This is a genomic window from Ralstonia sp. Ralssp135, from assembly GCF_047304345.1.
GTDB lineage: Bacteria > Pseudomonadota > Gammaproteobacteria > Burkholderiales > Burkholderiaceae > Ralstonia > Ralstonia chuxiongensis.
On sequence record NZ_JBGLYZ010000036.1, the window covers coordinates 1 to 25,424 of the forward strand.

At 63.7% G+C, this 25,424-nt stretch carries 20 protein-coding genes and 1 pseudogene; 9 read left to right on the forward strand and 12 right to left on the reverse strand.

All coding sequences use genetic code 11. The annotated features are described in order from the left end of the window. From ACCD03_RS20365 to ACCD03_RS20395, 7 genes and pseudogenes are all read right to left on the reverse strand, one after another. A pseudogene (locus ACCD03_RS20365) lies at positions 1 to 465 on the reverse strand (pilus assembly protein); the annotation flags it as partial. Positions 466 to 474: 9 nt separating this feature from the next. Beyond that, positions 475 to 1,839, reverse strand: coding sequence for a type II and III secretion system protein family protein (locus ACCD03_RS20370; protein ID WP_413412699.1), 1,365 nt, complete (start codon positions 1,837 to 1,839; stop codon positions 475 to 477). Continuing rightward, positions 1,832 to 2,761, reverse strand: coding sequence for a Flp pilus assembly protein CpaB (cpaB, locus tag ACCD03_RS20375; protein WP_413412700.1), 930 nt, complete (start codon positions 2,759 to 2,761; stop codon positions 1,832 to 1,834). Before cpaB ends, ACCD03_RS20370 begins: the two co-directional genes overlap by 8 nt. A 52-nt stretch (positions 2,762 to 2,813) precedes the next feature. Then, on the reverse strand, positions 2,814 to 3,317 hold the full coding sequence (locus tag ACCD03_RS20380; protein WP_253534582.1) for a TadE/TadG family type IV pilus assembly protein: 504 nt from the start codon (positions 3,315 to 3,317) through the stop codon (positions 2,814 to 2,816). 64 nt (positions 3,318 to 3,381) lie between these two features. After that, the gene (locus ACCD03_RS20385; RefSeq protein ID WP_325649476.1) at positions 3,382 to 3,846 is read right to left on the reverse strand and encodes a prepilin peptidase; all 465 of its coding nucleotides are present in this window, start codon (positions 3,844 to 3,846) and stop codon (positions 3,382 to 3,384) included. A 92-nt stretch (positions 3,847 to 3,938) separates the two neighbouring features. Beyond that, positions 3,939 to 4,118, reverse strand: coding sequence for a Flp family type IVb pilin (locus ACCD03_RS20390; protein ID WP_024978683.1), 180 nt, complete (start codon positions 4,116 to 4,118; stop codon positions 3,939 to 3,941). Between the two features lie 568 nt (positions 4,119 to 4,686). Beyond that, positions 4,687 to 5,811, reverse strand: a complete 1,125-nt coding sequence (locus ACCD03_RS20395) for a collagen-like triple helix repeat-containing protein (protein ID WP_045201537.1) — start codon at positions 5,809 to 5,811, stop codon at positions 4,687 to 4,689. Positions 5,812 to 6,300: 489 nt separating this feature from the next. On the opposite strand from ACCD03_RS20395, the gene ACCD03_RS20400 reads away from it, so the two are divergent. The 5 genes from ACCD03_RS20400 (at position 6,301) to ACCD03_RS20420 (ending at position 14,211) form a co-directional block, all read left to right on the forward strand. Beyond that, a complete protein-coding gene (locus tag ACCD03_RS20400; protein WP_413412701.1) occupies positions 6,301 to 7,773 on the forward strand; it encodes a collagen-like triple helix repeat-containing protein in 1,473 nt (490 codons plus the stop codon). A gap of 268 nt (positions 7,774 to 8,041) precedes the next feature. Continuing rightward, positions 8,042 to 9,715: a ShlB/FhaC/HecB family hemolysin secretion/activation protein gene (locus ACCD03_RS20405; protein WP_413412702.1), complete on the forward strand. Its 1,674-nt coding sequence runs from the start codon at positions 8,042 to 8,044 to the stop codon at positions 9,713 to 9,715. A gap of 130 nt (positions 9,716 to 9,845) precedes the next feature. Continuing rightward, a complete protein-coding gene (locus ACCD03_RS20410) occupies positions 9,846 to 11,099 on the forward strand; it encodes a helix-turn-helix transcriptional regulator (RefSeq protein WP_413412703.1) in 1,254 nt (417 codons plus the stop codon). A gap of 303 nt (positions 11,100 to 11,402) precedes the next feature. Further along, positions 11,403 to 13,490: a bifunctional diguanylate cyclase/phosphodiesterase gene (locus ACCD03_RS20415; RefSeq protein WP_325651405.1), complete on the forward strand. Its 2,088-nt coding sequence runs from the start codon at positions 11,403 to 11,405 to the stop codon at positions 13,488 to 13,490. Between the two features lie 412 nt (positions 13,491 to 13,902). Further along, positions 13,903 to 14,211 carry an H-NS family nucleoid-associated regulatory protein gene (locus tag ACCD03_RS20420; RefSeq protein ID WP_004627393.1) on the forward strand — a complete coding sequence of 103 codons (309 nt, stop codon included), beginning with the start codon at positions 13,903 to 13,905 and terminating at the stop codon, positions 14,209 to 14,211. 120 nt (positions 14,212 to 14,331) lie between these two features. Here ACCD03_RS20420 and ACCD03_RS20425 read toward each other — a convergent pair whose 3' ends face one another. The 4 genes from ACCD03_RS20425 to ACCD03_RS20440 form a co-directional block, all read right to left on the reverse strand. Continuing rightward, on the reverse strand, positions 14,332 to 15,873 hold the full coding sequence (locus ACCD03_RS20425; RefSeq protein ID WP_045201547.1) for a methyl-accepting chemotaxis protein: 1,542 nt from the start codon (positions 15,871 to 15,873) through the stop codon (positions 14,332 to 14,334). 174 nt (positions 15,874 to 16,047) lie between these two features. Next, on the reverse strand, positions 16,048 to 17,475 hold the full coding sequence (locus ACCD03_RS20430) for a PAS domain-containing protein (RefSeq protein ID WP_413412704.1): 1,428 nt from the start codon (positions 17,473 to 17,475) through the stop codon (positions 16,048 to 16,050). Positions 17,476 to 17,513: 38 nt separating this feature from the next. Next, entirely contained in the window at positions 17,514 to 18,539 is a 1,026-nt protein-coding gene (gene galE / locus ACCD03_RS20435) for a UDP-glucose 4-epimerase GalE (protein ID WP_413412705.1), read from the reverse strand. Between the two features lie 165 nt (positions 18,540 to 18,704). Then, positions 18,705 to 19,685 carry a tyrosine-type recombinase/integrase gene (locus ACCD03_RS20440; RefSeq protein ID WP_413412706.1) on the reverse strand — a complete coding sequence of 327 codons (981 nt, stop codon included), beginning with the start codon at positions 19,683 to 19,685 and terminating at the stop codon, positions 18,705 to 18,707. 86 nt (positions 19,686 to 19,771) lie between these two features. On the opposite strand from ACCD03_RS20440, the gene ACCD03_RS20445 reads away from it, so the two are divergent. The 4 genes from ACCD03_RS20445 to otsA all read left to right on the forward strand — a co-directional run bounded on the left by ACCD03_RS20445 (position 19,772) and on the right by otsA (position 24,527). Next, the gene (locus ACCD03_RS20445) at positions 19,772 to 19,978 is read left to right on the forward strand and encodes a hypothetical protein (RefSeq protein WP_082075940.1); all 207 of its coding nucleotides are present in this window, start codon (positions 19,772 to 19,774) and stop codon (positions 19,976 to 19,978) included. A gap of 108 nt (positions 19,979 to 20,086) precedes the next feature. Further along, entirely contained in the window at positions 20,087 to 22,138 is a 2,052-nt protein-coding gene (locus tag ACCD03_RS20450; protein WP_413412707.1) for an FAD-dependent oxidoreductase, read from the forward strand. A 161-nt stretch (positions 22,139 to 22,299) separates the two neighbouring features. Then, entirely contained in the window at positions 22,300 to 23,100 is an 801-nt protein-coding gene (gene otsB / locus ACCD03_RS20455) for a trehalose-phosphatase (protein WP_413412708.1), read from the forward strand. Beyond that, positions 23,097 to 24,527: an alpha,alpha-trehalose-phosphate synthase (UDP-forming) gene (gene otsA / locus ACCD03_RS20460; protein WP_045201560.1), complete on the forward strand. Its 1,431-nt coding sequence runs from the start codon at positions 23,097 to 23,099 to the stop codon at positions 24,525 to 24,527. Before otsB ends, otsA begins: the two co-directional genes overlap by 4 nt. Here the strand turns inward: otsA and ACCD03_RS20465 are convergent, their stop codons facing one another. Further along, positions 24,528 to 25,304 (reverse strand): Mut7-C RNAse domain-containing protein, encoded by a 777-nt coding sequence (locus ACCD03_RS20465; protein ID WP_413412709.1) that lies wholly within the window; start codon positions 25,302 to 25,304, stop codon positions 24,528 to 24,530. Positions 25,305 to 25,424: the final 120 nt, after the last annotated feature.

Consider the following 25,424-nt stretch of genomic DNA (forward strand, 5'->3'; position numbering starts at 1 on the left):
GGTCGGCTCAGCCGATGCGCGCTCCGCCAGCAGGCGGCGCACCACGCGCACGGCCTCGGCCGGTGCGCCGTCCACATCGACGAAATCCTTCACCCCTGCGCGCAAGGCAGCCAGCATCGCGCGGCCATCGGCAGCGGAACCCACAGCCACGAGCGGCAAGCCCGGAAACAACCGCGTGAGTTGCGCGACCAGTTGCGTCGCCTCGTTGATGGCGTCGGCGCCCTCGCCCAACTTTTGGTCGTGATCTGGCACGTCAATGAGCGTGGGCGACGAGGCAAAGCGCACGAACACGACTTCGGGGTTCACTGCGCCAATCTGCTCAATGAATGCGTCGTGACCGGTCGTCTCAGCCACTAGCACGCCCAGCTCGCGAATCGCCCCAGCCAGCCAGCGGTGCACAGCTGCCGCCTGGGCGTCGCCCTGCATACCACCACGCGCGCCGCCGTGCAGAAGGAAGTAATCCATGCCGGCCCCTTACTTCGAGAACCCGGGCATGGTGGCCGGATCTGCCACCCCCAGGGCAAACGGCCGCCACACAGCGTCGCCTGCGGTATCGCGATCCCGCCCGCCGCTCTGTCCCGGCAGCATCTTGTCGATCGGCGCATTGCGTGCCATCGGCTTGACCAGATGCGGCGTGACGATGATCACCAACTCCCGCTCTTCCTGGTTGTAGTTCAGGCGTTTGAAGAACGTCCCGATGATCGGCACGTCGCCCAGGAACGGCACCTTGTCGACGTTGGACAGCGTCGATCGGCTGACCAGCCCGCCGATGACAAAGCTCTCGCCATCGCCGAGTTCAACGGTCGTATCGGCACGGCGCGTGACGATGGCCGGCACCGTTGCGCCATTAAGCGTGATGCCTCGGCTGAAATCCAGGTCGCTCGCTTCGGGCGCCACTTTCAGGGCGATGCGGTTTTCCGACAGGATCGTCGGTGAGACCGTCAGCCCGATGCCGAACGGCTTGTACTCGATGGTGGTGGTACCCAGCGCTTGCGGCACGGGAATCGGAATCTCGCCGCCGGCCAGGAAGTTGGCGCTCTGGCCTGACAGGGCAACCAGGCTTGGCTCGGCCAGCACGCGCGCCATGCCGTTCGATTCCATCAAACTCAGGTTGCCAAAGAGCCCCTTGCTGACTGATCCGATCAGCAGGTTGAATGCGGAGCCGATCGGCATGGTCGATTCGGTCGACAACCCTGTCGAGCCGAATGTGTATTTGGTCAGCGATGATGGAGAAAACGTGCTGAAGCTGAAACCGCCACGTGTGCGGGTGAAGGAGAAACCCGCTTCCTTGAGCACCGTCTTGCTGAACTCCACCACGCGCACGTCGACTTGCACCGTGCCCGGCACGTTCATCGAGGTGGTGTCGATGACGTTGCCGTCTTTAGGTTTTTCCCCGCCGCTGGCTGCGGCGGCCGAGCGGCGCGCACGGGCAAGCGCGTAGACATCTTTAGGCTGGCCGGACACGACCGCGCTATCGCCTTGCGCAACCACGGCCGGGTCGCCAGGCAGAGGCGCCACGGCGTCCACTTGGACGTTGTAAGTCGTCGCAACGCCGCCTTGCGTCCAGACCATCACGTTGGCCGCGCCCGGCTTCTTCGCGATGATCAAAACGCTCGTGGCCGTGCCGCGCCCCTTGAGCAGCAACGCATCGGCAATTTCAGGGTTGCCGATGGCAATGCGCTCTAGCGGCTTGCCCAGGCGAATTTCGCGCTGACTGCCCGTCAGGAGATGAAGCGTCTGGCCGGTGGGTGCCGTCTCGGCAAATGCGCTCGGCACCAAGGCGGCGCAACCCAACGCGAGTACGCTCATCCAACCGCGAACCATGGCGGCATCAGTCATGTTGCTCCTCACGTTTTCCTGCGCGGATGATTTCTACGCCGCCGGTGGCGACCGTATTGGCTCGTGCGATCGCACGCGTTGACGCCACTACGGGCAGCGGCGGCACCTGAAGCACCGGCGAGCGGCGCGCCGCGCCAGTCAGGCTGGCAAGGGATACCCCGGCCTGTGCCACGTCCATCGGATTGCGGTTCGCGGCAGCCAGCAGGGCTGCGTCCTGCGGCTTCACGGTCGGCTCGGCGTCGTCCCCCGGGTTGCGCAGCGCCAGCAGCAGGCGACCGCTCTGATGTGCCATCGCCAACTGGCTGACCGCTTCCACCGGCACTGCCAGCACGGCCGTCTTGGCTTGATCGACCTTGCGCGTGACCCCGTTGTTCTCGGGCTGCTTCTGCGCCCCTTCATTGACGGCCAGCGGGCCAAACGCCAGGACACGCAGGTGCGGCAACAGCAGGCGTGCCTGGCTGTCTTCGACCTCCTGGCCATCCTTGCGCATCACCAGGAACACGTCGACATAATCGCCCGGCATCACGCGGTTGCCCACACCGATCACCTCATCCACGTTGATGGCCACCGCGCGCTGCCCGGCCTCCACCTGCTGAGCGAGGCCCGACGACAGTTGCGAGGCAATCAACGGCACACCGACGCCGACCGGCAGAATGGGTTCACGCCCGACCACCTTCGTCACCTCCGAAAACGCCTCCGCCGGATTGATGGGCAGTTGCTCGACGGCCACCTGGTCTGCGGTGATGGGCTTGCCCGCCTCCAGCGGTTTCGTGGTCACGACCACGGGATAGACGGCTTTGCCATCTTTCTGCTCGGCCACGGGTGCCGGCGGGCGATGCGCCGTCTTCCATGCCACGGCGCCAAGAATGGCGGCCAGCAGCAACAGTGCGGCGGCGAAGATCTGGAGGTGTTTGCTGGTCATCTGGGCGGCGTGTCCGAGCGGTCGATCGAGAGGGTCAGCGAACTGAAAAGTGTCAGGAGCCAGGCACCAGCTGCACGACGGCTGAACCCGTCAATGTGTCCGGCGCGGGCAACAGGGGTATCGAAGGCAGCAACGGGTTATTGCCGGAGGTCACGGGCAACGTCAGGACCACGCTCAGGCATTGCATGCCTGCCACGTTCTGGCAATTCACGAGCGGGGTGCTGTTCTGATTGGTCTGCACCCGCCCGGTAAGGAACGTGGGGAGTACCGACGTCACGGCCGCATAGGCAGCTGCCACGCGTTGCGTGTTGGAAGGCTGATAGCGGAGCGCGGCGCGTGCGCCCTCTTCCGCCGCCAGGGTCAGCGCCTGCTGCATGGCGAGGATCATGCCGTAGTACACGATGCCAAGCATGAGCACCAGCAGCACCGGCACGACGACGGCAAATTCGACTGAAGCTGCGCCGCGGCTGCCGTGCCGCCGGGGGCGGCGGACGCCATGCGTGCGGACTTTCGGGCGCGTACGAGCACCCTCCCGTTCCCGTTGCAATGTCGGCATGGCCGACTCCTTTCTTATAGGCTGGCCGCTTGGCGGCTCTTGTTCAACGCTTCAACTGTCTGAACTACATGCCCGGCAGCCACGGCATCCGCATCACTGACGGCACCCACGGCAGGCTCAGCAACCCGATTGCCATATAGGCGGCGTACGGGATACCGCGGCGCCCTGCCTGAGCGGTGTCCCAACGCACGATCGCTGGGCACACGCGCATCACGATCCACGCAGGTGGCGACGACGCGTCGAACTGGCGTAACACCATGATGGCGAGCGCGTGCAGGCCGGAAATCATACTCGAGATAAGCCATACGGCCACGAGGCCATGCCAGCCTGCCAGCAGGCCGACGACAGTGAAGAACTTCACGTCGCCGGCGCCCATCCAGCCGAGGGCGTACAGCGGCAGAAAGCAGGCAAACGCGATCGATCCGCCGAGCCAGAAGTCCTGCCAGTCATAGGCAAGCGCCTGTACCCCGCCGAACTTGATCAGGGTGACGGACAGCACAACCCCCGCAGCGACGAGCCAGTTCGGCACCCGTCTAGAACGGAAATCCTGCGCAATTGCAACTAATGAAAGGACTACGATCGCTGCCCAGCCTGGCGTATCGACGTGGCCGTACCAGGTTGCTAGCAAGCCACGTTCTTGTTGACGGCTTGGCAGATGGACGCAAACACGCTCTCAAGCTTGGTACCGAGCGTGGACACGATCGTCACGATCGCTGCTGCGATGAGGCCAGCGATCATGCCGTACTCGACGGCAGTGGCACCTTGTTCGTCACGGATGAACTTCAGAATGGCGTTCTTCATGATCTCTCTCCTGTTTGCACTCGCCCGCGGATGTGTTGATCCCGACCAGCTTTCGGCGCTCCAACCTTAGCCAGTTCATATTTACTAATAACGGATAAAACGCATGGGGATTTACTGCGATGACACGAGCAGCAAAAAAATCTCGCCGTTCGCGCCGTTCCACTAATGGAACGGAATTAAAACATCACCGAACGAAGCGTCCCGAACGCGCCCGATGATCACCACACGCCCCCCATGGGCATTCATTTTTTTTGGATATGTCACGTATGTCACGTAACACCCCGTAACAACTTTATAGGCGTGCGGTGCCGCAAACAAAATAACTCAATTGAGGTACTTGCCTCAAATTAGAGTGAATTCTCTATTTAATTTCGTTAAAGACGTGCCAACCCTCTGAAAACCAATGGAAATCCCCTAATGACCCTAAGACTAGATCAATTATCTGGACGGGTTTCCCATTAATCCTCGGGGCCGGTCTGAACGCTCCCCATGTCTGTCTAGGCAAAAAAAGGATGCGCGAGCGACGGGAACACGCCCGCGCACCTTCAAGAGCACAGACAGGTACTGCTCAGTGCGCCAGGCTGCCAACGCCGCCCAGCAAGTTGGTTACAGGGGCCAGCGGATTGCTGCCCGATGCGCCGCCGGCCGCGCTAGTCGCGCCGCTCAGCAGGTTGGTGACGGGGGCCAGCGGGTTGCTGCCACCGGCTGCGCCGCCCAGCAGGCCCGTGACAGGGGCCAGGGGGTTGGAACCGCCAGATGCGCCGCCCAGCAAGCCGGTCAACGGAGCCAGCGGATTCGTGCCGCCGGTGCCGCCGCCCACGCCGCCGAGCAAGCCTCCCAGCGGATTGCTGCCCGCCGAACCGCCGGTCGTGGCGACGCCGCCGATTGCCGCAACCGTGGTGCCGAGTGAAGTCACCACCGGGCCCAGGTTCGAGACCACCGGCACACCCGTCCCGGTGATGGTGTTGCCGGCGCCGGCCACGCCGCCGCCAACGGTCCCCAGCAGGTTGTTCAGGGCTCCGCCCAGGCCCGTCGAATCGCCAATCATCTGGGTGGCGCCGCTGACCTGCGTGGTAACCGGCACGATCGCCGTGCTCAGTTGCTGCGTCACCTGCTGAACCGCGCCAGAAGACAGCGCGCTGCCCAGCAGCGTGCCGCCGCCGATCAGCGCCTGGCCGATCTGCTGAACGCCGCCGCCCACCGGTTGGGTGATCGGTGCGAGCGGTGCGCCAGAGCCTTGGCCAAGGCCCTGCACGAGGGAGCCGGCGCTTACGGTCGCCTGGCCGAGATCCGTCACGACATTGCCGGTGCTGGCCACCGTCGTGCCGATCGGGTTCGGGTTCTGGCCCATCTTGCCGAGCCCGGTCTGGACGCCCAGGCCGAGATCGCTGACCGCTTTGCCAGTGTTGTCCACGGTGCCGCCGAGGCCAGCCTTGGCTTGGTCCGACAGGCCGGGAATGTTTGCGTTTTGGAGCGTCGAGCCGAGGCTGCTGACTGCCTGGCCGGTCGCCACAACGGTGTTGCCGGTGCCGTTTGCGACCTTGCCGACGGGCGTCACGCCTGTCGTGTCGCTCGGGCTCGGATTCGGCGAACTGCCGGAGCCGGAGCCTCCCGAAGAGCAAGCCGCCAGCATGAGAGCGGCAACAGCGCAGGCCAACGGCGCAATGCGAATGGAGTGTCGAATGTGAGTCATGGTCCGTCCCCTTCTTGGAATGATGTGTCTTGATGTCTGAGCTCGGTATTGCGGACTGCGGGCCACATTCTGCAAATGGCATGCCAGGCGCAGTAGAAACCGGATTCAGTTTTCAAAGGACGGCGTGGTTATTGGTTTTGTAGGCAGCGCGCCAGGTGTCAGCCAACCCTGAACACAGACTGTTTCCCATCCAAATCCGTGTTCCGAGCGTTACGACGTAACGTGACACGGGAACACATTCGCCTCGGACATAACCCTCTAAGCAAACGTTTAACCCCCACTTTGGTGGGGTATGTAAATCCCATATTCTGATTAGTTTTCACAATCCCTCCATTTTTATTGAGCCAAACGCAGCAAATTCCGATACCCCATTACGCAATGCGTAATAATGGCGACATGGCACACCGTTTGCAGAGTCCGGCCACCTCACATCGACAGTGAGACATTTTCCAGCTGACTAAAGCGGACTTTTAAAACGGGAGATCCATCATGAATAAGAACATCAAGTGCCTGGCCGCCACCATGGCAAGCCTGCTGGTTTTGGGTGGTTGCGCCAGCTCCGGCTCCGGCGACATGGGCAGCTCGCTGGGCGGCTCCAACGGCAGCGGCTCGAATAACAGCGGCAGCGGCTCCACGCCGTCGCCTTCACCGTCTCCGTCGCCCTCCCCGTCGCCCTCGCCTTCGCCGTCCCCCAGCCCGACGCCGGCACCGGCTCCGCTGACGCCGGCTGGCGCCGTGCTCAACAATGCAGGCGGCGTCGTCACGGCGGCTGGCTCGACGGTGAGCGGCCTTGGCAATACCATCGCCACCGCACCGCTGCCCTCGCAACTGAGCGGCGTGCAAAGCGGGCTGGGCGGCGTGGTCGAAAATGCCGGCGCGACAGTCTCGGCACTGGGCACTGGCATTCAAGACGGGTTGGGCAGCATCGGCCGCAACGCTAATCCGGTGGGCACCACGGTTTCCAGCCTCGGGAATGTGGTGACTGGCGCAGGCAACACGGTCACGAGCGCCGGCACGCTGGTCAATAACCTCGGCACTGGCCCGCTGGCGCCGCTGGCTCCGGTGACGACACCGCTGGCAGGCGTGGTCACGCAAGTCGGCCAAGCGGTCGCCAATGGCGGCAGCACGCTGGGCACGGCCCTGTCGACCGGCCCGGTGGAACAACTCACGCAGCAACTGAGCACCGCCATCGTGCCGCTGACTTCGCAGATCACCAGCGGTACACAGACGCTGGGCGCTGCCACGGGCCTCGGCTCGCCGGCAAACACGCTGCTGGGCACGATTGGTGGCGCGGTGGCCAATGGCGGCACCACCCTCACTGCAGCGAACGTTCCGGTGGTGAGCGGCCTGGGTGGCGTGGTGACGGCCACGGGCAACACGGTTGCCGCGCTCGGCGGCGTGGTGTATTCGCCGACGGCATCGGGCGGCAACCCGCTCGCTCCGATCACTGGCGCACTTGGAGGCCTCGGCGGCCTTGGCGGCGCTGGCGGCTCCAATCCGCTGGCTCCGATCACGGGCTTGCTGGGCGGCCTTGGGGGCGCGACGGGCGGCAGCAACCCGCTCGCTCCGATCACCGGCGCACTCGGCGGTCTTGGCGGCGCTGGTGGTGCCAATCCGTTGGCTCCGATCACAGGCTTGGTGGGCGGCCTGGGTGGCGCGACGGGCGGCAGCAACCCGCTCGCTCCGATCACCGGCGCACTTGGTGGTCTTGGCGGCGCTGGTGGCTCCAACCCGCTCGCTCCCATCACTAGCGCACTGGGCGGCCTGGGCGGCGCAGCCGGCGGGGCCAGCAACCCGCTCGGCCCCGTCAGCACGCTCACTGCTCCGGTTGGCAACGTGGTCACCACGGTAGGCACAGGCTTGGCGTCGGCCGGCGGGGCGACACCGCTGGCGCCGATCACTGGCGCGGTGGGCGGTCTGCTGGGCACGGTGGGCACCGCACTGGGCGGCACGCCCCGCTGATCCACGCTCTGCGCTTCGGCGGACCGGCTATCACGCCAGTCCGCCGCTGTCACGTTTCAAACGCACCGATGCCGCGCAACGCGGCATCGTCATTGGGCTGGCTGGCACGCACCGACGCATCCCAGTATTTACTTGGGCCGTTGCGTCGCGTGAACGCTCCCTCTATGTGTCTTGTTGTAAAGCACCATGTCTCGCGGTTATCGTTTGATCCAACGCGCGGCTGCACCGCTTCGCGACACCACAAACGAAAACCACGGAGGAGACAGGCGTGCGGACCACCACCATGCGGTTGGCCCTGGCCACAGGCGTAGCACTGACCGGCCCGGCACTGAGCTGGGCACAAAGCAGCCCCAACCAAGGCAACCCGATCGACACGCTTCCCAAGGTCGATACCTCCCGCCCGCCCCAGCAGAAGATCCAGGTAGAAGTGCAGCGGCCGAATCCGGCGCTGGAAAATCTGCTTGCCACGCATCTCACACCGACCAAGTTCCAGATCGAAGGCGTCAAGACGCTGCCGTTCCCCGAGGTGGCCGCGCATTTCGCGCCGTTGGCCGGGCATGACATCACCGTCGCGCAACTGCTGCAGGCCGCGAACGATGTCACCAAGCTGTATGCCGACCGCGGTTTCCCGCTCTCGTTTGCGTTTGTGCCGGCACAGACGTTTGAAGGCGGCGTCGTGCGCGTCACGGTGGTTGAAGGCTATGTGGCCCGCATGCGCATCGAGGGCACGCCCGGCCCATTGGAAGGCCGCCTGCGCGAAATCTCGCAGCGCCTGATGAATGAAAAACCCCTGCGCCGCGAAACCTTCGAGCGTGTAACTGGTGTGCTCGCGCTGCAACCCGGCGTGCAGATCACCGCGACCGTGCAGCCGCCCACCACCACCGATGGCGCGAGCGAACTCGTGTTGAACGTCAAGCGCCAGCCGTACACCATCGGCACGGGCGTCGAATACCGCTCGCCGGGTGTGCGGGCGATCATCACGGGCACGCTCAATAGCGTGACGCCGCTGGGTGAGCAGATCACCGTCTCGACGCTGCAACCGCGTGGGTCGGATCACGAGACGTTCTATTCCGCAACCTGGGCGCAGCCGATCGGCACCGATGGGCTGCTTGCCAAGCTCACGTGGTCACACTATCGCGGCATGCCCGAAAATCTGCCGCTGGAGCAACTGGGCTATCAGTCGCGCTACCTGACCGACACGCAGCGGCTTGGGTTGTCGTTGAGCTATCCGGTGTTGCTGTCGAACTCGCGCAACCTGACGGTGACGGGCACTTTCTACGGCAACGACGACAAGCAGCGCTATACGCCGCAAAACCCCGGTTTTGCTCAAACTGAACTGGATGCCAAGGTGCGCGTGGCCGGCGCCGAAGCGCTGTACACCGAAGTGAAACCCGGTGAAACGCGCCGTGCTTCGCTTGGCATTTACCAAGGCATCAACAGCCTCGGTGCAGGCAAATCGGTCAACAACAACGTCGACCTGAGCTTCCTGCGCACGCGCATCACCGCCAGCGAAGCCCACGACCTGCCCCTGGGTTTTGGCGTGGTGGTGTCGGGAGCCGCGCAGTACAGCGGCGCGGTACTGCCATCGTCGGAACAGATCAGCTTTGGCGGGCGCTTCTTCGGCCTCGCCTATCCGGCCGGTGAAGTGGCGGGTGATCGCGGCTGGGGCGCGTCGATCGAACTCAACCGTGCCTTCCAGGTATCGATGGATTACCTGAAAACCCTGCAGCCCTACGTGCTGTACGACACCGCAAAGGTCTATTCAAACGCAGGCACGCTCGTGCATGATCAGCTCGGGTCGATCGCGCTGGGGGTGCGCTTCTCCGATCGGAAGTACTACACGCTGGACCTCGCCATCGCGCGACCGGTTGGCGACACACCGATCAACTCAAGCTCGCGCAGCCTGCGGTTCAACGCAGCCTATACCTACCAGTTCAACTGACCCGCGCTGAAATCGTGAACATGTGAACTAATTTTTATATTTTTTATATTTTCAGCGCTGAAAGTCGACCATACTCCCCTCTCAAGGGGGGGATACATCGCCGCCGGAATTTGGGAGCATCAAAAGCGGAATGTTAAGTTTTTCCAAAGAGTTGCCGATTACCACAGAAGTCGCGCAGAACAACAATAATCATGACAGCGACGGCGGCATCACGCCGCAACACGCCGACAGCAAGGGAATGCACTCTGAGCTGTCGCAATACGCACCGGGGGCCATCATGCTGCAACGTCTATCGGATGACGCAGAATTCCATCGACTCGTCGATACCATCTACGAGGCGGTACTCGAGCCTGCGCAGATGCCGATCGCCCTGGCCCTGCTCTCCGTCTACGCCGGCGCCGAAAGCGCACACTATTTCGTCTGGGATAAGCACACCGACACGCCGCGTCACGGCGTTTCGTCGGGCTGGTGCCAGCACTGCCCGCAACCAGGTCACTGCAACGCCTTCTGCCAGGACCCGCAACTGATCAACGCCGGGCAACCTGAAGAGACGCCGTCGGCCTCGATGACCCTGATCGATACGCCCGACATGTGCGTCACGATGCGTCTGCGCACGCGCGACGACGATGTGTCGGAAGTCAGCGCCATCGAGCGCGAGACACGCCTTCAACGCGTGCTGCCGCACCTGCAGCGGGCTGCGCGCATGCAGCAGCGCAATCTGGAGCTGAACGAACTCGCCGCACTCGGGATGGCCGGCCTGGATACGCTGGACTTCGGCGTGATGGTCATCGAGCGCACCATGCGCGTGAAATACGCCAATGCCTGGGCGCGCACGATGACGACGGGCGACGACCGTCTGTCGCTCGATGGCGGCATGCTGCATTCGGCAGATCACACGCACGACGCTGCACTGCGCAACCTTATCGAACAAGCCGCCGGCTCGCTCGGCGTACAAGGCGCGGCCGGTTCGTGGATGTACCTGGCGCGCGATGGCCGCCCGGTGCCTTTCATTGCTACGCCGCTCGCGCCTTCCGATGCAATGCGTTCGACCTGGGCTTCGCCGCTGGCGCTGGTGCTCGTCGGCAACTCCGAGGCGCGCTCGGTCATGGACGCCGGCGTACTCGCCTCGCTCTTCGGTCTGACCAACAAGGAATGCATCGTCGCGGCGCGGCTGGCCGCGGGCGAAACCCTGCAGGAAATTGCCGAGCGCGAATTCCTCTCGCTGCACACGGTGCGCGTGCATATCCGCGACATCCTGCGCAAGACCGGCACACATCGCCAGTCAGAACTCGTGCGCCTGCTGCATCTGCTGCCCAGCGTCGATCTGGAACGTGCAGGTGCCGCCACCCCGGCTTCACGCCGGCGCGGCCGCCTTAACGCGTAAGTTCGCGCTCGACTTTCCCTCCTGCTTCGCCTGATTTCCGACGCCCAATCACGGGCGTCGAGCCATCCGCGTATACCCGGCTCACGTTTCGGCGGTTTCTGCCGATCCTTCAAGACAGGCGTGGCGCCGCAAGCCTGCTTGATGCGAGGCGGTAGCCGCGAATGATTCCGACGCATTCTGTGAATAGCGCGCAACAAACGCACCTTTTCGCGGCCTGAAACGACAGGTTTTTGCGCTATCCTCGCCGCAAAACACAGACTAGGCGCTGGTCGTAGATCGGGGGGCCGCGCCGGATGCGCTCGCATGCATAACGATTTCCATATTGCGCTGCTGCTGTTTGCGTGGGTCAGCACAGGGCTGACCACGTTTGCCGCACTGGACGCTGCGACACGTCTGCCGGGGGGCTCGACGGTCGCAAAACGCCGCAACTGGCGCATTGCCTGCGCCGCCATTCTTGGCATTGGGTTGTGGTCCGGGCTTTGGCTCGGCCAGCTTGGCCTGCATCGGCAGGTCGGCACACCTATATCCGCGCCGATCGCGGCAACGCTCATGACTGCGCTGGCTGCATCGCTGGCGGCTTTCTCCATCGTGTTGCCGGACACGTCGTCCTCCAATGGCGCACAGGCTCCGCAACGACGCAGCGTTGCCATGGGCGCTGTGGCGCTTGGCATCGGGCTGTTGACGATGGAGCTGTATCTCACGCGTCCCTGGGCGCATGACGGGGCCTTACCGCTGCGCCGCGCCCTGCTGGGCTGGGGCGGCGGCACGCTGGTGCTTGGCGCAGGCGTGTGCCTGGCAATGTGTATGGCGTTTCATATGCCACCCGCCCAGCGCCGCGCTGCCGTAGGTCTGCGTGCACGCGCTGCGGCCGTGCTGGCCACAACGGCTGTGCTGTCACTTGTGTTGTGGCCGGGTGCCACCGCATGGCCGGCAGACGAGTCGACGATGCATATCGTGCCCGTCATCATGCTCAGCGCCGGCGGTGTGTTGATCGCGCTGGGCTTGCATGCCGTGCTGATGATGCTCGAAACGCGTGTCGACTCGGCGCAGGCGCACCTGGAAGCATCATTGGCACGCGTGGCAAACCAAACGCCCCGGCCTCAACTCCACGACACGCTGACCGGCCTGCCGAACCGATTGCATCTACGCGAAGCACTGGAGGCGGCAATTTTGTCATCCACGCGGCGCGGGCGTCCGTTCGCCCTCTTCTATCTGGATCTCGACAACTTCGGCCAGATCAACGATCAATACGGCCGCAACGCGGGCGACCGCGTGCTGCAGATCATTGCCGAGCGCCTACGCCAGACCATTCGCGGCGAAGACACCGTGGCACGCCTTGGCGGCGACGAATTCGGCATCCTCGTTGAAGGCCTGGCGCTACCCGAATCTGCCGCTACCATCGGCGACAAGCTGCTGTTCCGCCTGCGTGAATCGGTTGAGGTGGACGGCCGGCGCCTTCGCGCGACCGCCAGCATTGGCGTGGTCGTCCATCCGCACAACGGCGCGACGGCAGACACGCTGCTTGAACATGCCGACACGGCCATGTTCGATTGCAAGCAGTCCACCGGCAACGCCTACCGCTTCTTCGAGCCACGCCTGAACACCACCGCGCACCGCGTGCTACAGATTCAACGTGCGCTCTCGCATGCAGCGCTCAACGGGCAGCTCTCGGTGCACTACCAGCCGAAGTACGATGCGCACACCCAGGCCATGACCGGCGCTGAAGCACTGCTGCGCTGGAATCATCCGGAGCTCGGCCCCGTGTCTCCGGCGGAGTTCATCCCGCTGGCCGAACGCACCGGCACCATCGTCGAACTTGGCGACTGGGTGGTCGAAGAAGTCTGCCGCCAGATCATGCATTGGGACGCCCTCGGCATGCCGCCGCAGCGCATTGCCGTCAACCTCTCGCCACGGCAGTTCCAGCAGCCCGATCTCGTGCAGCGTCTGTCGCAGATCCTGCATCGCTATCAGGTTGCCGCGCATCGGTTGATGTTCGAGATTACCGAGACGGCGGCCATGCGCGATGCCGGCCAGAGCATTGCCGCCATTCGTCAGATCCAGTCGCTCGGCTTCGAGGTGGCCATCGACGATTTCGGCACCGGTTATTCCAGCCTCAGTTATCTGCAGCGCTTTCGCGCCCAGCAGATCAAAATCGATCGCGCGTTCGTCTCTGCGCTCGACGACAACCCACCCGAGGCAGCTGCCATCATTCGTGCCATTTGTGCGATGGCGCACTCGCTGGACATGACGGTGGTTGCAGAGGGCGTGGAAACCCAAGCGCAAATGCAGGCACTGGTGAATCTGCAATGCGATCAGGTGCAGGGCTATCTTCTGGCCCGCCCCATGCCGGCCAAGGATTTTCAGGGCTTGCTTGGAATGGAGTACGCCTGAACACTCAAGCTCGAAAAGGCGGCATAGAAAATGCGCCGGCTTGATGCATTCGACACAACCTTTCAGCAACCTTTCACCTTCATATTCGGAAATATTAGGTGAATGGTAGATGCGATTGCCGAAGCAATGAAGCAGTCACATAAGAAAGGAATTGTGTTGGGATTGCGTAGAGAGTGCGCTGCATCGACTGCAATACAGCCCAATGGTTTTGCAACGGTTCATATGTTTACGATTTCGACACACCCCGCAAACGCCCGCCACATACAGGTTTGCGCAAAAGCGGCGCAGCAAAAAATCCACGCCGTTGACATGAGGTCTTAACGAAATTCAATTCTCACCTGCAAAGTCGTTATAATGCCGTGGGCTACGGGGAGCGTGCCCATGTTTCAATTGCAAAGTTGAGGAATCCATAATGCCGACTTACAAGGAAATCGTTCAGAAGATCTCTGAACTGCAGCGCCAAGCCGATGAACTCCGGGCAAATGAACAAGCAACGGTGATTGCTGAAATCAAACACAAGATCGTGGAATACGGCCTGACCGCCGAAGACCTCGGTTTTGGCGCCAAGGGCGCAGTGGCCTCGAAGAAGGCTGGCCGCAAGGTGCCGGTGCGTTACCGCGACAACAATGGCAATACCTGGACGGGTCGTGGCAAGCGCCCGGGCTGGCTGGTAAAGGAGTTGTCGTCGGGCCGGAAGATGGAGGATTTTCTGGTTGCCTGAGCAGCGCTTTCAGCGCAGCATTCCGAGCCCGCACAAAGAGGCGAGCCGGAAACCACAGAAGAGAAAGGCCGGCGAATTTGCCGGCCTTTTGCATTTCTGCGTGACAGAGGTCAAGCGGGGTTATACCTGGAAGCGCCCCACTGCCGTGCGCAGCAATTGCGCCTGCTCTTCCAGGGACAGCGCTGCGGCCGCCGCTTGCTCCACGAGCGCGGCATTCTGCTGCGTCACTTCGTCCATCTGATTCACAGCCTGGTTAACCTGTTCGATGCCGGAACTCTGCTCGTCAGACGCCGCGGAAATCTCGCCCATGATGTCGGTCACGCGCTTCACAGCAGTCACCACATCCTGGATCACCACGCCGGCCTCTTCCACCAGCGCCGAGCCGTTCTGCACACGACCCACCGAATCGCCGATCAGTTCCTTGATCTCCTTGGCCGCACTTGCTGAGCGTTGCGCCAGGCTGCGCACCTCGCCCGCCACCACGGCAAAGCCACGGCCCTGCTCGCCCGCGCGGGCCGCCTCTACGGCAGCGTTCAGCGCAAGGATGTTGGTTTGGAAGGCGATGCCCTCGATCACACCGATGATGTCGGCAATCTTCTTGCTGCTCTCGTTGATGCCGGACATGGTCTCGACCACGCGCCCGACCACCTCACCGCCCTTGACCGCAATATCCGACGCGTTGACGGCCAGCGTGCTTGCCTGACGCGCGTTATCAGCGTTCTGCTTCACGATGCTCGTCAGCTCTTCCATGCTCGACGCCGTTTCCTCCAGCGACGAGGCCTGCTGCTCAGTACGCTGCGACAGGTCGGCATTGCCGGCGGCAATCTGCTTGGTGGCACTGGCAATGGAATCCGCCGAATTCTTGATGTCGCCAATCGTGCCGGTCAGTTGCTGTTGCATCTGAGACATGGCGAACAGCATGCTGTCGCGGTCCCCCGAGCGGGTTTCAACTTGCACAGCCAGATCACCCGCGGCGATGCGGCCGGCAATATGGGCGGCATAGGCTGGCTCGCCCCCCAACTGGCGCTGCAGGCTGCGCGTAACGGCCACGACCACCACCGTCATCAGCAAGCCGACGCCAAACAGCAGCCCCAGTGCCTTGAGGAGCGAGGCGTGGAATGCGGTCGTGATGTCGTCCATGTAGGTGCCCGTGACGAGGCACCAATCCCACGGCTGGTAATACAGCACGTAGCTCTTCTTCGGCTGCGGCGCCTCCGCGCCGGGCTTCGGCCATAGATAATCGACAAAACCGCCGCCGCTCTTGCCCGCGCGAGAGATTTCCTGGAACAGATGATTCCCTGCCGGATCGGTAAAACCCGACATGTCCTTGCCGTTCATTTCGGCTTTGATCGGGTGCATCACCATCACCGAGTTGGTCTGGTTGATGCTGAAATAGCCATCCTTACCGTAGCGGATCACCTTGATGCGCGCGAGGGCCTGGGCGCGCGCTTCGTCGGCGGTGAGCTTGCCGTCTTGCGCCATCTGTCCGTAGTCCTTGATGATGCTGAATACGGATTCACTGATGTTCTGCAAGTCGCGCTCGCGTTCTTCCAGACGCAGGGTGCGGGTTTCCCAGGCGCTCCACAACGTAATCAACAACAGACAAAGCCAGCTCAGGACGAGCGGCAGCCACAGCTTCTGACGAAGCGTGAGTCGATTCATCTTCCTTCCCTCCAAGCGTTTCTTTTGTCCGCGCATGGCACAAATGCCGTTCGCGGCGCTCCCCTGGCGCGATTACACGCGCTCTGCTTGAGCTATCGAACACAAACGCGAAAAACTTGAGTAGGGCATGTACTCAAGCGCCCGTTCGCCAGCGAGAAAGGGAAAGAAAACGCCTCAGCGCAAGGCGTCAGGATTGATGCTCGGAAGCGTGCCGCCAGTGGAGGTCGTGGCGGGCACGGGCGTTGATGTCGATTCCGTTTGCGGTGGAGCAGCTTCCGCCGGGGGATGATCGACAGGTGTCCAGGACTCCCACAAGCCATGGCGACGCAGCGTTTCGGGCGCGTCGACGGAAGTTGAAGAAGACGCCACGGCAAACTCTGCCGAGGCTACTTTTGCCGCCACCTCGATATGCGACCCTGCCATGCGCACGGCATGGCCACCGGCGTCCCGCACTGCAACGCCGTGCGCAGCAATCTGGCGATAGCTGCCATCCTTGTGCCGCATGCGGAATTCCGCCACGTATGCGGGTGTGTTGCCGTCAACATGTGCTTGGATGCGATTGAGCACCATGGGCAGATCGTCCGGATACACAAGGCGGAGATACTCGCTCGTGCTTGGGCCGATCTCCTTGAGCGAGTAGCCCAGCATGTCGGCAAAGCGCGCGGAAAACTGCGCGGCACGCGTGACCAGATCGAACTCCCAAAGGCCGACATCTGCGCCGTCGAGCAGCAGTTGATGACGTGCAACGAGCTCTGCTTCGCGGCGGCGATAGCTCTGCTCCAGGTCGTTGAGTGCCTGCACGGTTTCCTTGCGCAGACGAATTTCGCGCGCCGAGATGGCGGTGGCAGTGTCGCCCGTAGCGCGGTCCCGATAGCCCAGCAGCAGCGCTGCCAGCACCGTTGCAACCGTGCCAATCACCAGCAATAACCGCAACCCTACGGGCGCATTGCCCGGCATGGCGGAAAGCGGTGAAAACGAGCCTGCAAGCGACGCCGTGTACACGGCATCCACCGTCAGCGCGGCGCCAAACAGCACGCTCAAAAACAGACTCACGCCAGGGCGACGCACCGCCACCCCCGTCGCCCCCGATCGTGCCGAAAGCGCAAACTGCAGCGCCGCCGCACACCCCATGGACGACAGCACCATAACGATAGCCAGCAGCCCAGCGTCTTCCCAAGCGGTGGCGCTGAAGCTTGTCACGCCGGCCAGCAGCAACACCGCGATCGGCCCGCTTACGCTCAGCAACACGCCAAGCAACATGGCGCGCATCAGACCTGCACGACCGCCCAGCACACACCACAATGCCGCAACGGCCAGGCTCCAGCAGAACGAAGCCAGCGTCATCACAAGCACGGCGGTGTCTTCGTGCAGTGGCCAATGCGCAAGCAGCGGCAGCAGCGGCACCGCCCATAGCCCAACCGCCGAGATCAGCGCCGTCATGACCAGCGGCACGCGCGTGCGCGGGGCCATCGCGCTGCGCAAGTCATCGAGCAATCTCAGCAGCAAACTGCCCGCGCCGCACGCCACGACAAATGGCAGCAACGCAGGCAACAATGCGTGCGCCAGCGCACTGATCAGGTGAGCGATGAACGCCTCATCCACGAAGGGGCGTCTCCTGTTGGTTCGATCCGTTCAATGAATCAACCACGGGTCTGAAAGCCGTCCGGATTCATGCTCTGCCAACGCCACGAGTCTTCACACATGCGCTCGATGCCGTATTGCGCGCGCCATCCCAAGAGCGAGGCCGCCAGTGCCGGATCGGCATAGCATGCGGCAATGTCGCCGGGGCGGCGGTCCACAATCTGATACGGCACCGGCTTGCCGCTGGCGCGCTTATAAGCCTCCACGACTTCCAGAACCGAATACCCGCGGCCCGTGCCGAGGTTGACGGTAAAACCGCGGTTGTCACGGCGCAGCGTGTCGAGCGCCGACAGATGCCCGCGCGCCAGATCCACCACATGGATGTAGTCGCGCACGCCGGTACCGTCGGGCGTGGGCCAGTCGCCGCCGTAAATCGAGAGCTTCTCTCGCTTGCCGACCGCCACCTGGGCCACGTACGGCATCAGATTGTTGGGGATGCCGCGCGGGTCTTCGCCGATCAGGCCGCTGTGATGCGCCCCCACCGGGTTGAAATAACGCAGATAAGCGATTTGCCAGGCGGCGTTGGAAATCTCCAGATCGCGCAGCACCTGCTCGCCCATCACCTTGGTCTGGCCATACGGATTGGTGGCCGACAGCGGAAACGATTCGGTAATCGGCACGGTATGCGGATTGCCATACACCGTTGCCGACGAGCTGAATACGAGCTGGCGCACATTCGCATTCGCCATGGCCGCGCACAGCGTGACCAGTCCGCCCATATTGTTGTCGTAATAGGCCAGCGGCTTCTGCACCGATTCGCCCACCGACTTGAGCGCCGCAAAGTGAATGACAGCCGAGATACGCGAACTGGCAAACAGGTCGTCGAGCAGGCGCCGGTCACGTACGTCGCCCTGAACGAACTTGGGTGTCTTGGCGGTGATCTGCTCGATGCGGGACAGCACAGTCGAGCTGCTGTTGCAGAGGTTGTCGAGGCCGATTACCTGGTAGCCCGCATCCAACAGTTCAACCCAGGTGTGCGAGGCGATGTAGCCGGTAGCGCCGGTCAGCAGAATGGTTTCTGTCATGGGGTGCGAGGTATCGAGGAAGGAGAGAGCTAGCGTGCCGGTTTGAACCCGGCATCGTCGTTCTACGCTGCGTCGACCTGCTCCGCAGCGCGCAAAACAGCGCGATCATAGCAAAGCCTGCCAACGGCTCGCGGTCAGTTTGAAGCTCTGGTTGCCCAAAAGGCACTACGGCCGGCCGTCGGGATGGGCAGCCGCCTGCCACTCAGCATAGGCGGCGCGCAGACGCCACGCCGAAGTCGCATCGCGCAAGCCCAGTGCGTACCCCACCTCAGCAGGGTCTGCGCCTGCATCGAACAGCGCGGCGGTGTAGCCGTTGCGCAGCGTCTGCGGTGACAGCCGCTCGCTGCGGTGCAGCAACGCCGGCAACGCGGCCAGCCAAGCATCCACACGCCGGTACACCGACGCGGCGTGCATGACGCGCCCGCCGGAATCGGCAACGAACACGCGCTCGCCCGGCACTTCTGCGTGTGCGCGCACCGCCAGCCACGCCGCCAACGCAGGGCGAGCAGCTTCGAGCAAAGGCGCCTTGTATGAGGGGCCGCGCGGACGCTCAACGGTGATCGCCTCCAGCGCCTCATCCACTTGGCGGAGCAGCAGCGATTGCACCTGCGCAACCTTCAGCCCCGCGCCATGGCACACGGCTACGAGTGCGCGGTCGCGTGCCAGCTTGAACGCGCTGGCGTTGACGGCGGCCTCGCTGGCCTGCGCACCCACTTCCAGTGACGCCTCAATTGCCGCACGTTCAGCCGACGAAAGGAACGTGGTCGGATCGTTCTCACCTTCGGCCAACTTCTGCTGCACCGCAGAGCTTGCAGGGTTGTGCGTGCCAGTCCGTTGCTGCTCGATCTGATGGAAGACGCGCTCGATCAGGCGCGCGTAACGGTAGCGATGCAGCTTGGTCAGGCCCGACTCGTCGAGAAACGCAGCGATGTCGCCGGCACTCCAATCGGCCAATGCGCGCTGGTGCGACTCGGCCCAGCGCAGCCATTTGCGCCACATCGCGCGATACACCGTCGCCGACGATTCGCGATAGCCGCGTGCGGCCAACCAGTGCTCGAACGCTTGCGCGGGCCGCTCGGCCCAGTCTTGCAGGCTGGGCTGAAACAGATCCGGAACGGGCGTGGCGGGCGGCGTGAATGAGGTCAATGCGGTAGCGGAAATGCAGAAAAACGGGCGCGGGCGGACCGGGGGTTTGGCAATTCGCGTATCCTGCCGAGCGTAACACGCAGCCCATGTATCCCATTGCGGACCCCATCGTGAAGAAAACAGACCTCGAAAAACTCAAGGGCCTCAAGATTGCCAACAACATCAAGCGCGGCAGCCAGCGCACCGGCAAGCCCGGCCAGGGCACCGGCAAGGCGATTCCCCAGAACAAGCTCCTGAAAGCGCTGCTCGGCAAGCCTGCTGAAGACGACGCGAAGAAGTCGGGAAAATCCTGACGCGCAGTCCACACATCTAGAACCCCGCCCTGTTGTTCCAACGGGCGCTTGGGTGCTACCGTCCGGCGCGTTTCCACATCATCGCAGCGCCTGTGCCCTGCGCCGGACATGCCCTCCTCCACGCCCTCCTCGCCTTACCCCCACCTGCTCCAGCCCCTCGACCTAGGCTTCACCACGCTCAAGAACCGCGTGCTGATGGGCTCGATGCACACCGGTCTGGAAGATGGCAACCACTTCGACCGGCTGGCCGCCTACTTTGCCGAGCGCGCACGCGGCGATGTCGGGCTGATGGTCACGGGCGGATTCGCACCCAACATTGCCGGGTGGACAAAGCCTTTTGCGGGGCGCCTCGCCACGCATGGCGCCGCACGCCGCCACCGCACGGTCACCAACGCCGTGCACGAGGAAGGCGGCAAGATCGCCCTGCAGATCCTGCATACCGGCCGCTACGGCTACCACCCGTTTGCGGTGGCGCCCACGGCGTTGCGTTCGCCCATCAGCCCGTTCACGCCACGCGAGTTGTCAGCGCGCGGTATCGAACGGCAGATCCGCGCCTTCGTGCGCTGCGCCCAACTGGCCCGTGAAGCCGGCTACGACGGCGTCGAGATCATGGGTTCCGAGGGCTACTTCATCAACCAGTTTCTCGTCACGCACACCAACAAGCGCACGGACGACTGGGGCGGCAGCTATGCGAACCGCATGCGCCTGCCCGTGGAAATCGTCCAACGCACGCGCGAAGCCGTCGGCAAGGATTTCATCATCATCTATCGCCTGTCGATGATCGACCTGATCCCGGACGGCAGCTCGTGGGAAGAAGTCGTGCAGCTCGCCAAGGCCGTGGAGCGCGCGGGCGCCACCATCATCAATACGGGCATCGGCTGGCACGAGGCGCGCATTCCCACCATCGCGACGAGCGTGCCGCGCGCAGCGTTTGCGTGGGTGACGAAGAAGATGAAGGGCGAGGTCGGCATTCCACTGGTGACGTCCAACCGCATCAACACGCCGGAGGTGGCGGAGGCCGTGCTGGCCGATGGCTGCGCCGACATGGTCTCAATGGCGCGCCCGCTGCTGGCTGATGCCGACTTCGTACGCAAGGCCGCAACAAACCGCGCGCAGGACATCAACACCTGCATCGCCTGCAACCAGGCGTGCCTGGACCACGCATTCAAGGCCAAGATTGCGAGCTGCCTCGTCAACCCGCGCGCTTGTCATGAGACCGAACTCATCATCCGCCCGACGCCCGCCAAGCGGCGGTTTGCGGTGGTGGGCGCGGGGCCTGCTGGCTTGTCGGCAGCCATCACGCTGGCCGAGCGCGGGCACGCCGTAGACCTGTTTGACGCGGCGCCAGAACTGGGCGGCCAGTTGAACATGGCCAAGACGATTCCCGGCAAGGAAGAGTTTCACGAGATGCTGCGTTACTTCAAGCGCCGGGTTGAGGCCACCGGCGTGACGCCCCGCCTGGGTGCGCGCGTGGATGCGCAGCAACTGCTGGCAGGCAAATACGACGAGATCATCATCGCGACAGGCGTGTCGCCGCGCAATCCGAAGATCCCTGGGCAGGACCATCCGAGCGTGCTGTCGTACATCGATGTGCTGCGCCATCGCAAGCCAGTGGGCAAGCGCGTGGCGATTGTCGGTGCGGGTGGCATCGGCTTTGACGTGGCGGAATTCCTCGCGCTTGACGGCCACTCGCCCACGCTGGATCTGCAAACGTGGCGCGCTGAATGGGGCGTCGGTGATCCGACCGAAGTGCGTGGCGGTGTGGATGGCATCCGCCCTGAACCCCAAACACCCGCGCGCGAGATCGTCCTGCTGCAGCGGCGTGCCGGCAAACTCGGCGGCGGGCTGGGCAAGACCACCGGCTGGATTCATCGCACAAGCCTGAAGAACCTGGGCGTGCGCATGGTGGGTGGCGTCAACTACGAGCGCATCGGCGACGAAGGCCTGCTCGTGAGCTATGGCGAAAAACGCGAAGCCGCCGAATGGCTGGCGGTCGACTCCATCGTGCTGTGCGCAGGGCAGGAGCCGCTGCGTGAATTGGTCGAGCCGCTGCAGGCGGGCGGAGCCAAGGTGCACGTCATTGGCGGCGCCGACGAAGCACTCGAACTCGATGCCAAGCGCGCCATCAACCAGGGCACCCGCCTGGCGGCATCGTTATGACGTATCGGTCACGCGCCATATGAAGGTTTTGCATCACGTGGCCGTTTTTACAATCTGACGGCCACCACCGATCCACCGTGAATGCCGAAATGACAACGGCTGGCGCGGTCGGCCCGGTTCTTGCGTGAAAAGGCGCATCACGCACATTCCCAAGAACCGGTTTGCCTAAGAACGTCTCTCCCCAGTCTTCTGCCAACGCCGCTCCGCTGCCCTCGCTCGACCTGGGCCGGACGGCTTTCCTGCTGGACTTTGATGGCACGCTCGTCGACATCGCGCCGCAGCCCGATGCCGTGCATGTCTCCGCGCCGCTGCGTGAAACGCTGGCCGCACTGCACGCCGCAAGCGGGGGCGCATTGGCGATCATCAGCGGGCGCACGGTGCACGACGTGGAGTCTCGTCTGTCGCTGCCGGGGCTCGTCATCGCCGGAGTGCACGGCGCCGAACGCCGCTATGCAGACGGCGGCTTCGTTCGCCTGAACACCGACACCGATGCGCTCGCCCGGCTGGAGAGCGAGTTGCGCGCCGAACTCACGCAGTTGTCGACGCAGTTTTCGGGCGTGGTGCTGGAGAGCAAGGGCATCGCTTTTGCCCTGCACTACCGCCACGCGCCGGAGGCTGAGAACGCCGTGCTGACGGTGGCTGACCGCCTCGCGCGCCGCTATGCCGACCACGTGCGCCTGCAGGCCGGCAAGATGGTTGTCGAACTCAAGCCGCGCGGCGCCAGCAAGGGCGACGTGGTGCACACGCTGATGACCGAGTCGCCCTTCATGGGCCGCACCGTGCTGTTTGCCGGTGACGACCTGACCGATGAAAGCGCCTTCGATGCCGTCAATGCGCTGGAGGGCTGGTCGATCAAGGTGGGGGCGGGCCCGAGCCAGGCGCGCTGGCGCGTGCAAGACGCCGCGGCATTGCGCGCATGGCTGGCAACGCTGGCGGCCCCGCCCAAGCGAGGTGCCGCATGAGCCGACTCATTGTTGTCTCCAACCGCGTTGCGCCCGTTACCGAGGGCCAGGGAACTGCGGGCGGCTTGGCCGTGGGGGTGTTTGATGCGCTGCGTGAAACCGGCGGCATCTGGTTTGGCTGGAGCGGTGAGAGCGCGACCACTGTGTCGCACGAGCCGAACATCGTCACCAAGGGCAACATCACGTATGCCACCGTCGGCCTGAACCGCAAAGACTACGATCAGTACTACCGCGGCTTCGCCAACGCAACGTTGTGGCCGATCTTCCATTACCGCGTGGATCTCTCGCGCTACGAGCGCCAGGAGTACCACGGCTACCGACGCGTGAATGCGCAGTTTGCGCATCAGCTCAAGGCACTGGTGCAGCCCGATGACATCCTCTGGGTGCACGACTACCACCTGATTCCATTTGCCGCGGAGTGCCGCGCGCTGGGGCTCACCAACCGCATCGGATTCTTCCTGCACATTCCGTTTCCGTCGCCGGAAATCCTGACGACGATTCCGCCGCATGAAGACCTGATGCGCGCCCTGTGTTCGTACGATCTGGTCGGTTTCCAGACCGAGACCGATCGCGTCGCCTTTTACGACTACATCGAGCGCGAGGCGCGCGGCTATATCGAACAAAAGGAACAGAACGGCCCCGTGCACGCCTACGGCCACACGCTGCGCGCCGAGGTCTACCCGATCGGTGTGCATCCGGACGAGATTGCGCAGCAGGCCAAGGCGTCGCTGGCGCGGCGCAATCCATTCACGCGGCATGCGAGCCCGCGCGGCGAGCGCGCCGTTGGTCAGGGGCAAGGTCAAGGCCAGCAGCCGCCGAGACTCATCATGAGCGTGGATCGGCTCGACTATTCCAAGGGGCTGCCGGAGCGTTTCCGCGCGTTCGAGCAGTTGCTGGACGATTTTCCGGACCACCGCCGCCACGTGACCTTCATCCAGATAGCGCCAACGTCGCGACAGGATGTGCAGACCTATCAGCAGATCCGGCAGCGGCTGGAGGCCGAGTCGGGCCGCATCAACGGCAAGCATTCGGAGCTGGACTGGACGCCCATCCGCTACATCAACAAGCAGTACGAACGGCGCGTGCTGATGGCCCTCTTCCGCAGCTCGCAGATCGGCTATGTCACACCGCTGCGCGACGGCATGAACCTCGTTGCCAAGGAATACGTGGCCGCGCAAGACCCGGAAGACCCAGGAGTGCTCGTGCTGTCACGCTTTGCCGGCGCGGCGCGCGAGCTGGATGCCGCGCTGATCGTCAACCCGTACGACACGCGCGGCATGGCCGAGGCACTGAACCGCGCATTGACGATGCCACTGGAAGAGCGCAAGGCGCGCTATGCCCACATGATGGATCGGCTGCGGGCGGCCAACCTCACCATCTGGCGCGAGCGGTTTGTGGCCGATCTGCGCAACGCGCCATCGCAGTAGTCAGGCGCCTGCACTACCAGTGCGCGACATACGCTCGACCGCTTCCGGTAGGTCTATCAATACGTCGGCTTGGGGCGACAGCATGTCGGCCAGCACCGCATTCATGCGTGCCCAGTGCGAACCGGGCCAATAGATACGCCGGCAGACATCGCAGGTGCTGAAGAGCCGTTGGCGCTCGCGAACGCGGGGCGGCACGCTGGCGGATGCCTCTTCCGGGCTTAGCATCCGCAGCGGCACATTGCATTCGAGACAGCGTGAGAACGGCTTGGCCACATCGGCCAGCCGCAGGCGCGTCACGATTTCGCGCATCTGCGCCTGCGGCTCTCGCGCGCGGATGAATGCGCCCCGGCGGATGCCGCGTCGCTTGAGAAGCTCACGATCACGCGAGAGCACGATCCAGTCTTCGCCCAGGGCCAGGGCTTCGATGGCCGCGTCGGCGTAATTGTTGTCGTAAGCGGTGTCAAAGCCCGCCATGCGCAGCAGCCGCGCCGTGGCCCCCAGGTGGGCATCGCACAGAAAATGCAGCGGCGCGGTCGGCAACAGGGGCTGCACGGCTGACACGGCAACGTGCCCCCGGCCGGGCAACATGGCCTCCAGTCCCGTGGGTGCGCCATCCACCAGGACTTGTCCCACTTCGGTATGCGGCACGCCCAGCGCCTCGATGGCGTGCTTGAGCGTGGCGCCCTCTGCCCACGCGCGCACAACGGGACGACCGCGCAAGGCCAGCGGAAGAAGCGGCGTCAGACTGGAATCGAACGTGAGGATGACGGTCTGCATGCTTGCCACGATACTCCCAACCCAACATCAGCGCCTTGGCGGCCCGGCTCTAGCACCAATAAAAATGCGGCGTGACCGATGAAGTCACGCCGCAAACAGGGAGGAGGAGAAATTCAGCGG

Excerpts from the sequence above, each read along its gene's own strand:
- ACCD03_RS20370 (WP_413412699.1), bottom strand. The coding sequence starts at position 1,839 with ATGACTGATGCCGCCATGGTTCGCGGTTGGATGAGCGTACTCGCGTTG.
- cpaB (WP_413412700.1), bottom strand. The coding sequence starts at position 2,761 with ATGACCAGCAAACACCTCCAGATCTTCGCCGCCGCACTGTTGCTGCTG.
- ACCD03_RS20380 (WP_253534582.1), bottom strand. The coding sequence starts at position 3,317 with ATGCCGACATTGCAACGGGAACGGGAGGGTGCTCGTACGCGCCCGAAA.
- ACCD03_RS20390 (WP_024978683.1), bottom strand. The coding sequence starts at position 4,118 with ATGAAGAACGCCATTCTGAAGTTCATCCGTGACGAACAAGGTGCCACT.
- ACCD03_RS20395 (WP_045201537.1), bottom strand. The coding sequence starts at position 5,811 with ATGACTCACATTCGACACTCCATTCGCATTGCGCCGTTGGCCTGCGCT.
- ACCD03_RS20400 (WP_413412701.1), top strand. The coding sequence starts at position 6,301 with ATGAATAAGAACATCAAGTGCCTGGCCGCCACCATGGCAAGCCTGCTG.
- ACCD03_RS20410 (WP_413412703.1), top strand. The coding sequence starts at position 9,846 with ATGTTAAGTTTTTCCAAAGAGTTGCCGATTACCACAGAAGTCGCGCAG.
- ACCD03_RS20415 (WP_325651405.1), top strand. The coding sequence starts at position 11,403 with ATGCATAACGATTTCCATATTGCGCTGCTGCTGTTTGCGTGGGTCAGC.
- ACCD03_RS20420 (WP_004627393.1), top strand. The coding sequence starts at position 13,903 with ATGCCGACTTACAAGGAAATCGTTCAGAAGATCTCTGAACTGCAGCGC.
- ACCD03_RS20425 (WP_045201547.1), bottom strand. The coding sequence starts at position 15,873 with ATGAATCGACTCACGCTTCGTCAGAAGCTGTGGCTGCCGCTCGTCCTG.
- galE (WP_413412705.1), bottom strand. The coding sequence starts at position 18,539 with ATGACAGAAACCATTCTGCTGACCGGCGCTACCGGCTACATCGCCTCG.
- ACCD03_RS20445 (WP_082075940.1), top strand. The coding sequence starts at position 19,772 with ATGTATCCCATTGCGGACCCCATCGTGAAGAAAACAGACCTCGAAAAA.
- ACCD03_RS20450 (WP_413412707.1), top strand. The coding sequence starts at position 20,087 with ATGCCCTCCTCCACGCCCTCCTCGCCTTACCCCCACCTGCTCCAGCCC.
- otsA (WP_045201560.1), top strand. The coding sequence starts at position 23,097 with ATGAGCCGACTCATTGTTGTCTCCAACCGCGTTGCGCCCGTTACCGAG.
- ACCD03_RS20465 (WP_413412709.1), bottom strand. The coding sequence starts at position 25,304 with ATGCAGACCGTCATCCTCACGTTCGATTCCAGTCTGACGCCGCTTCTT.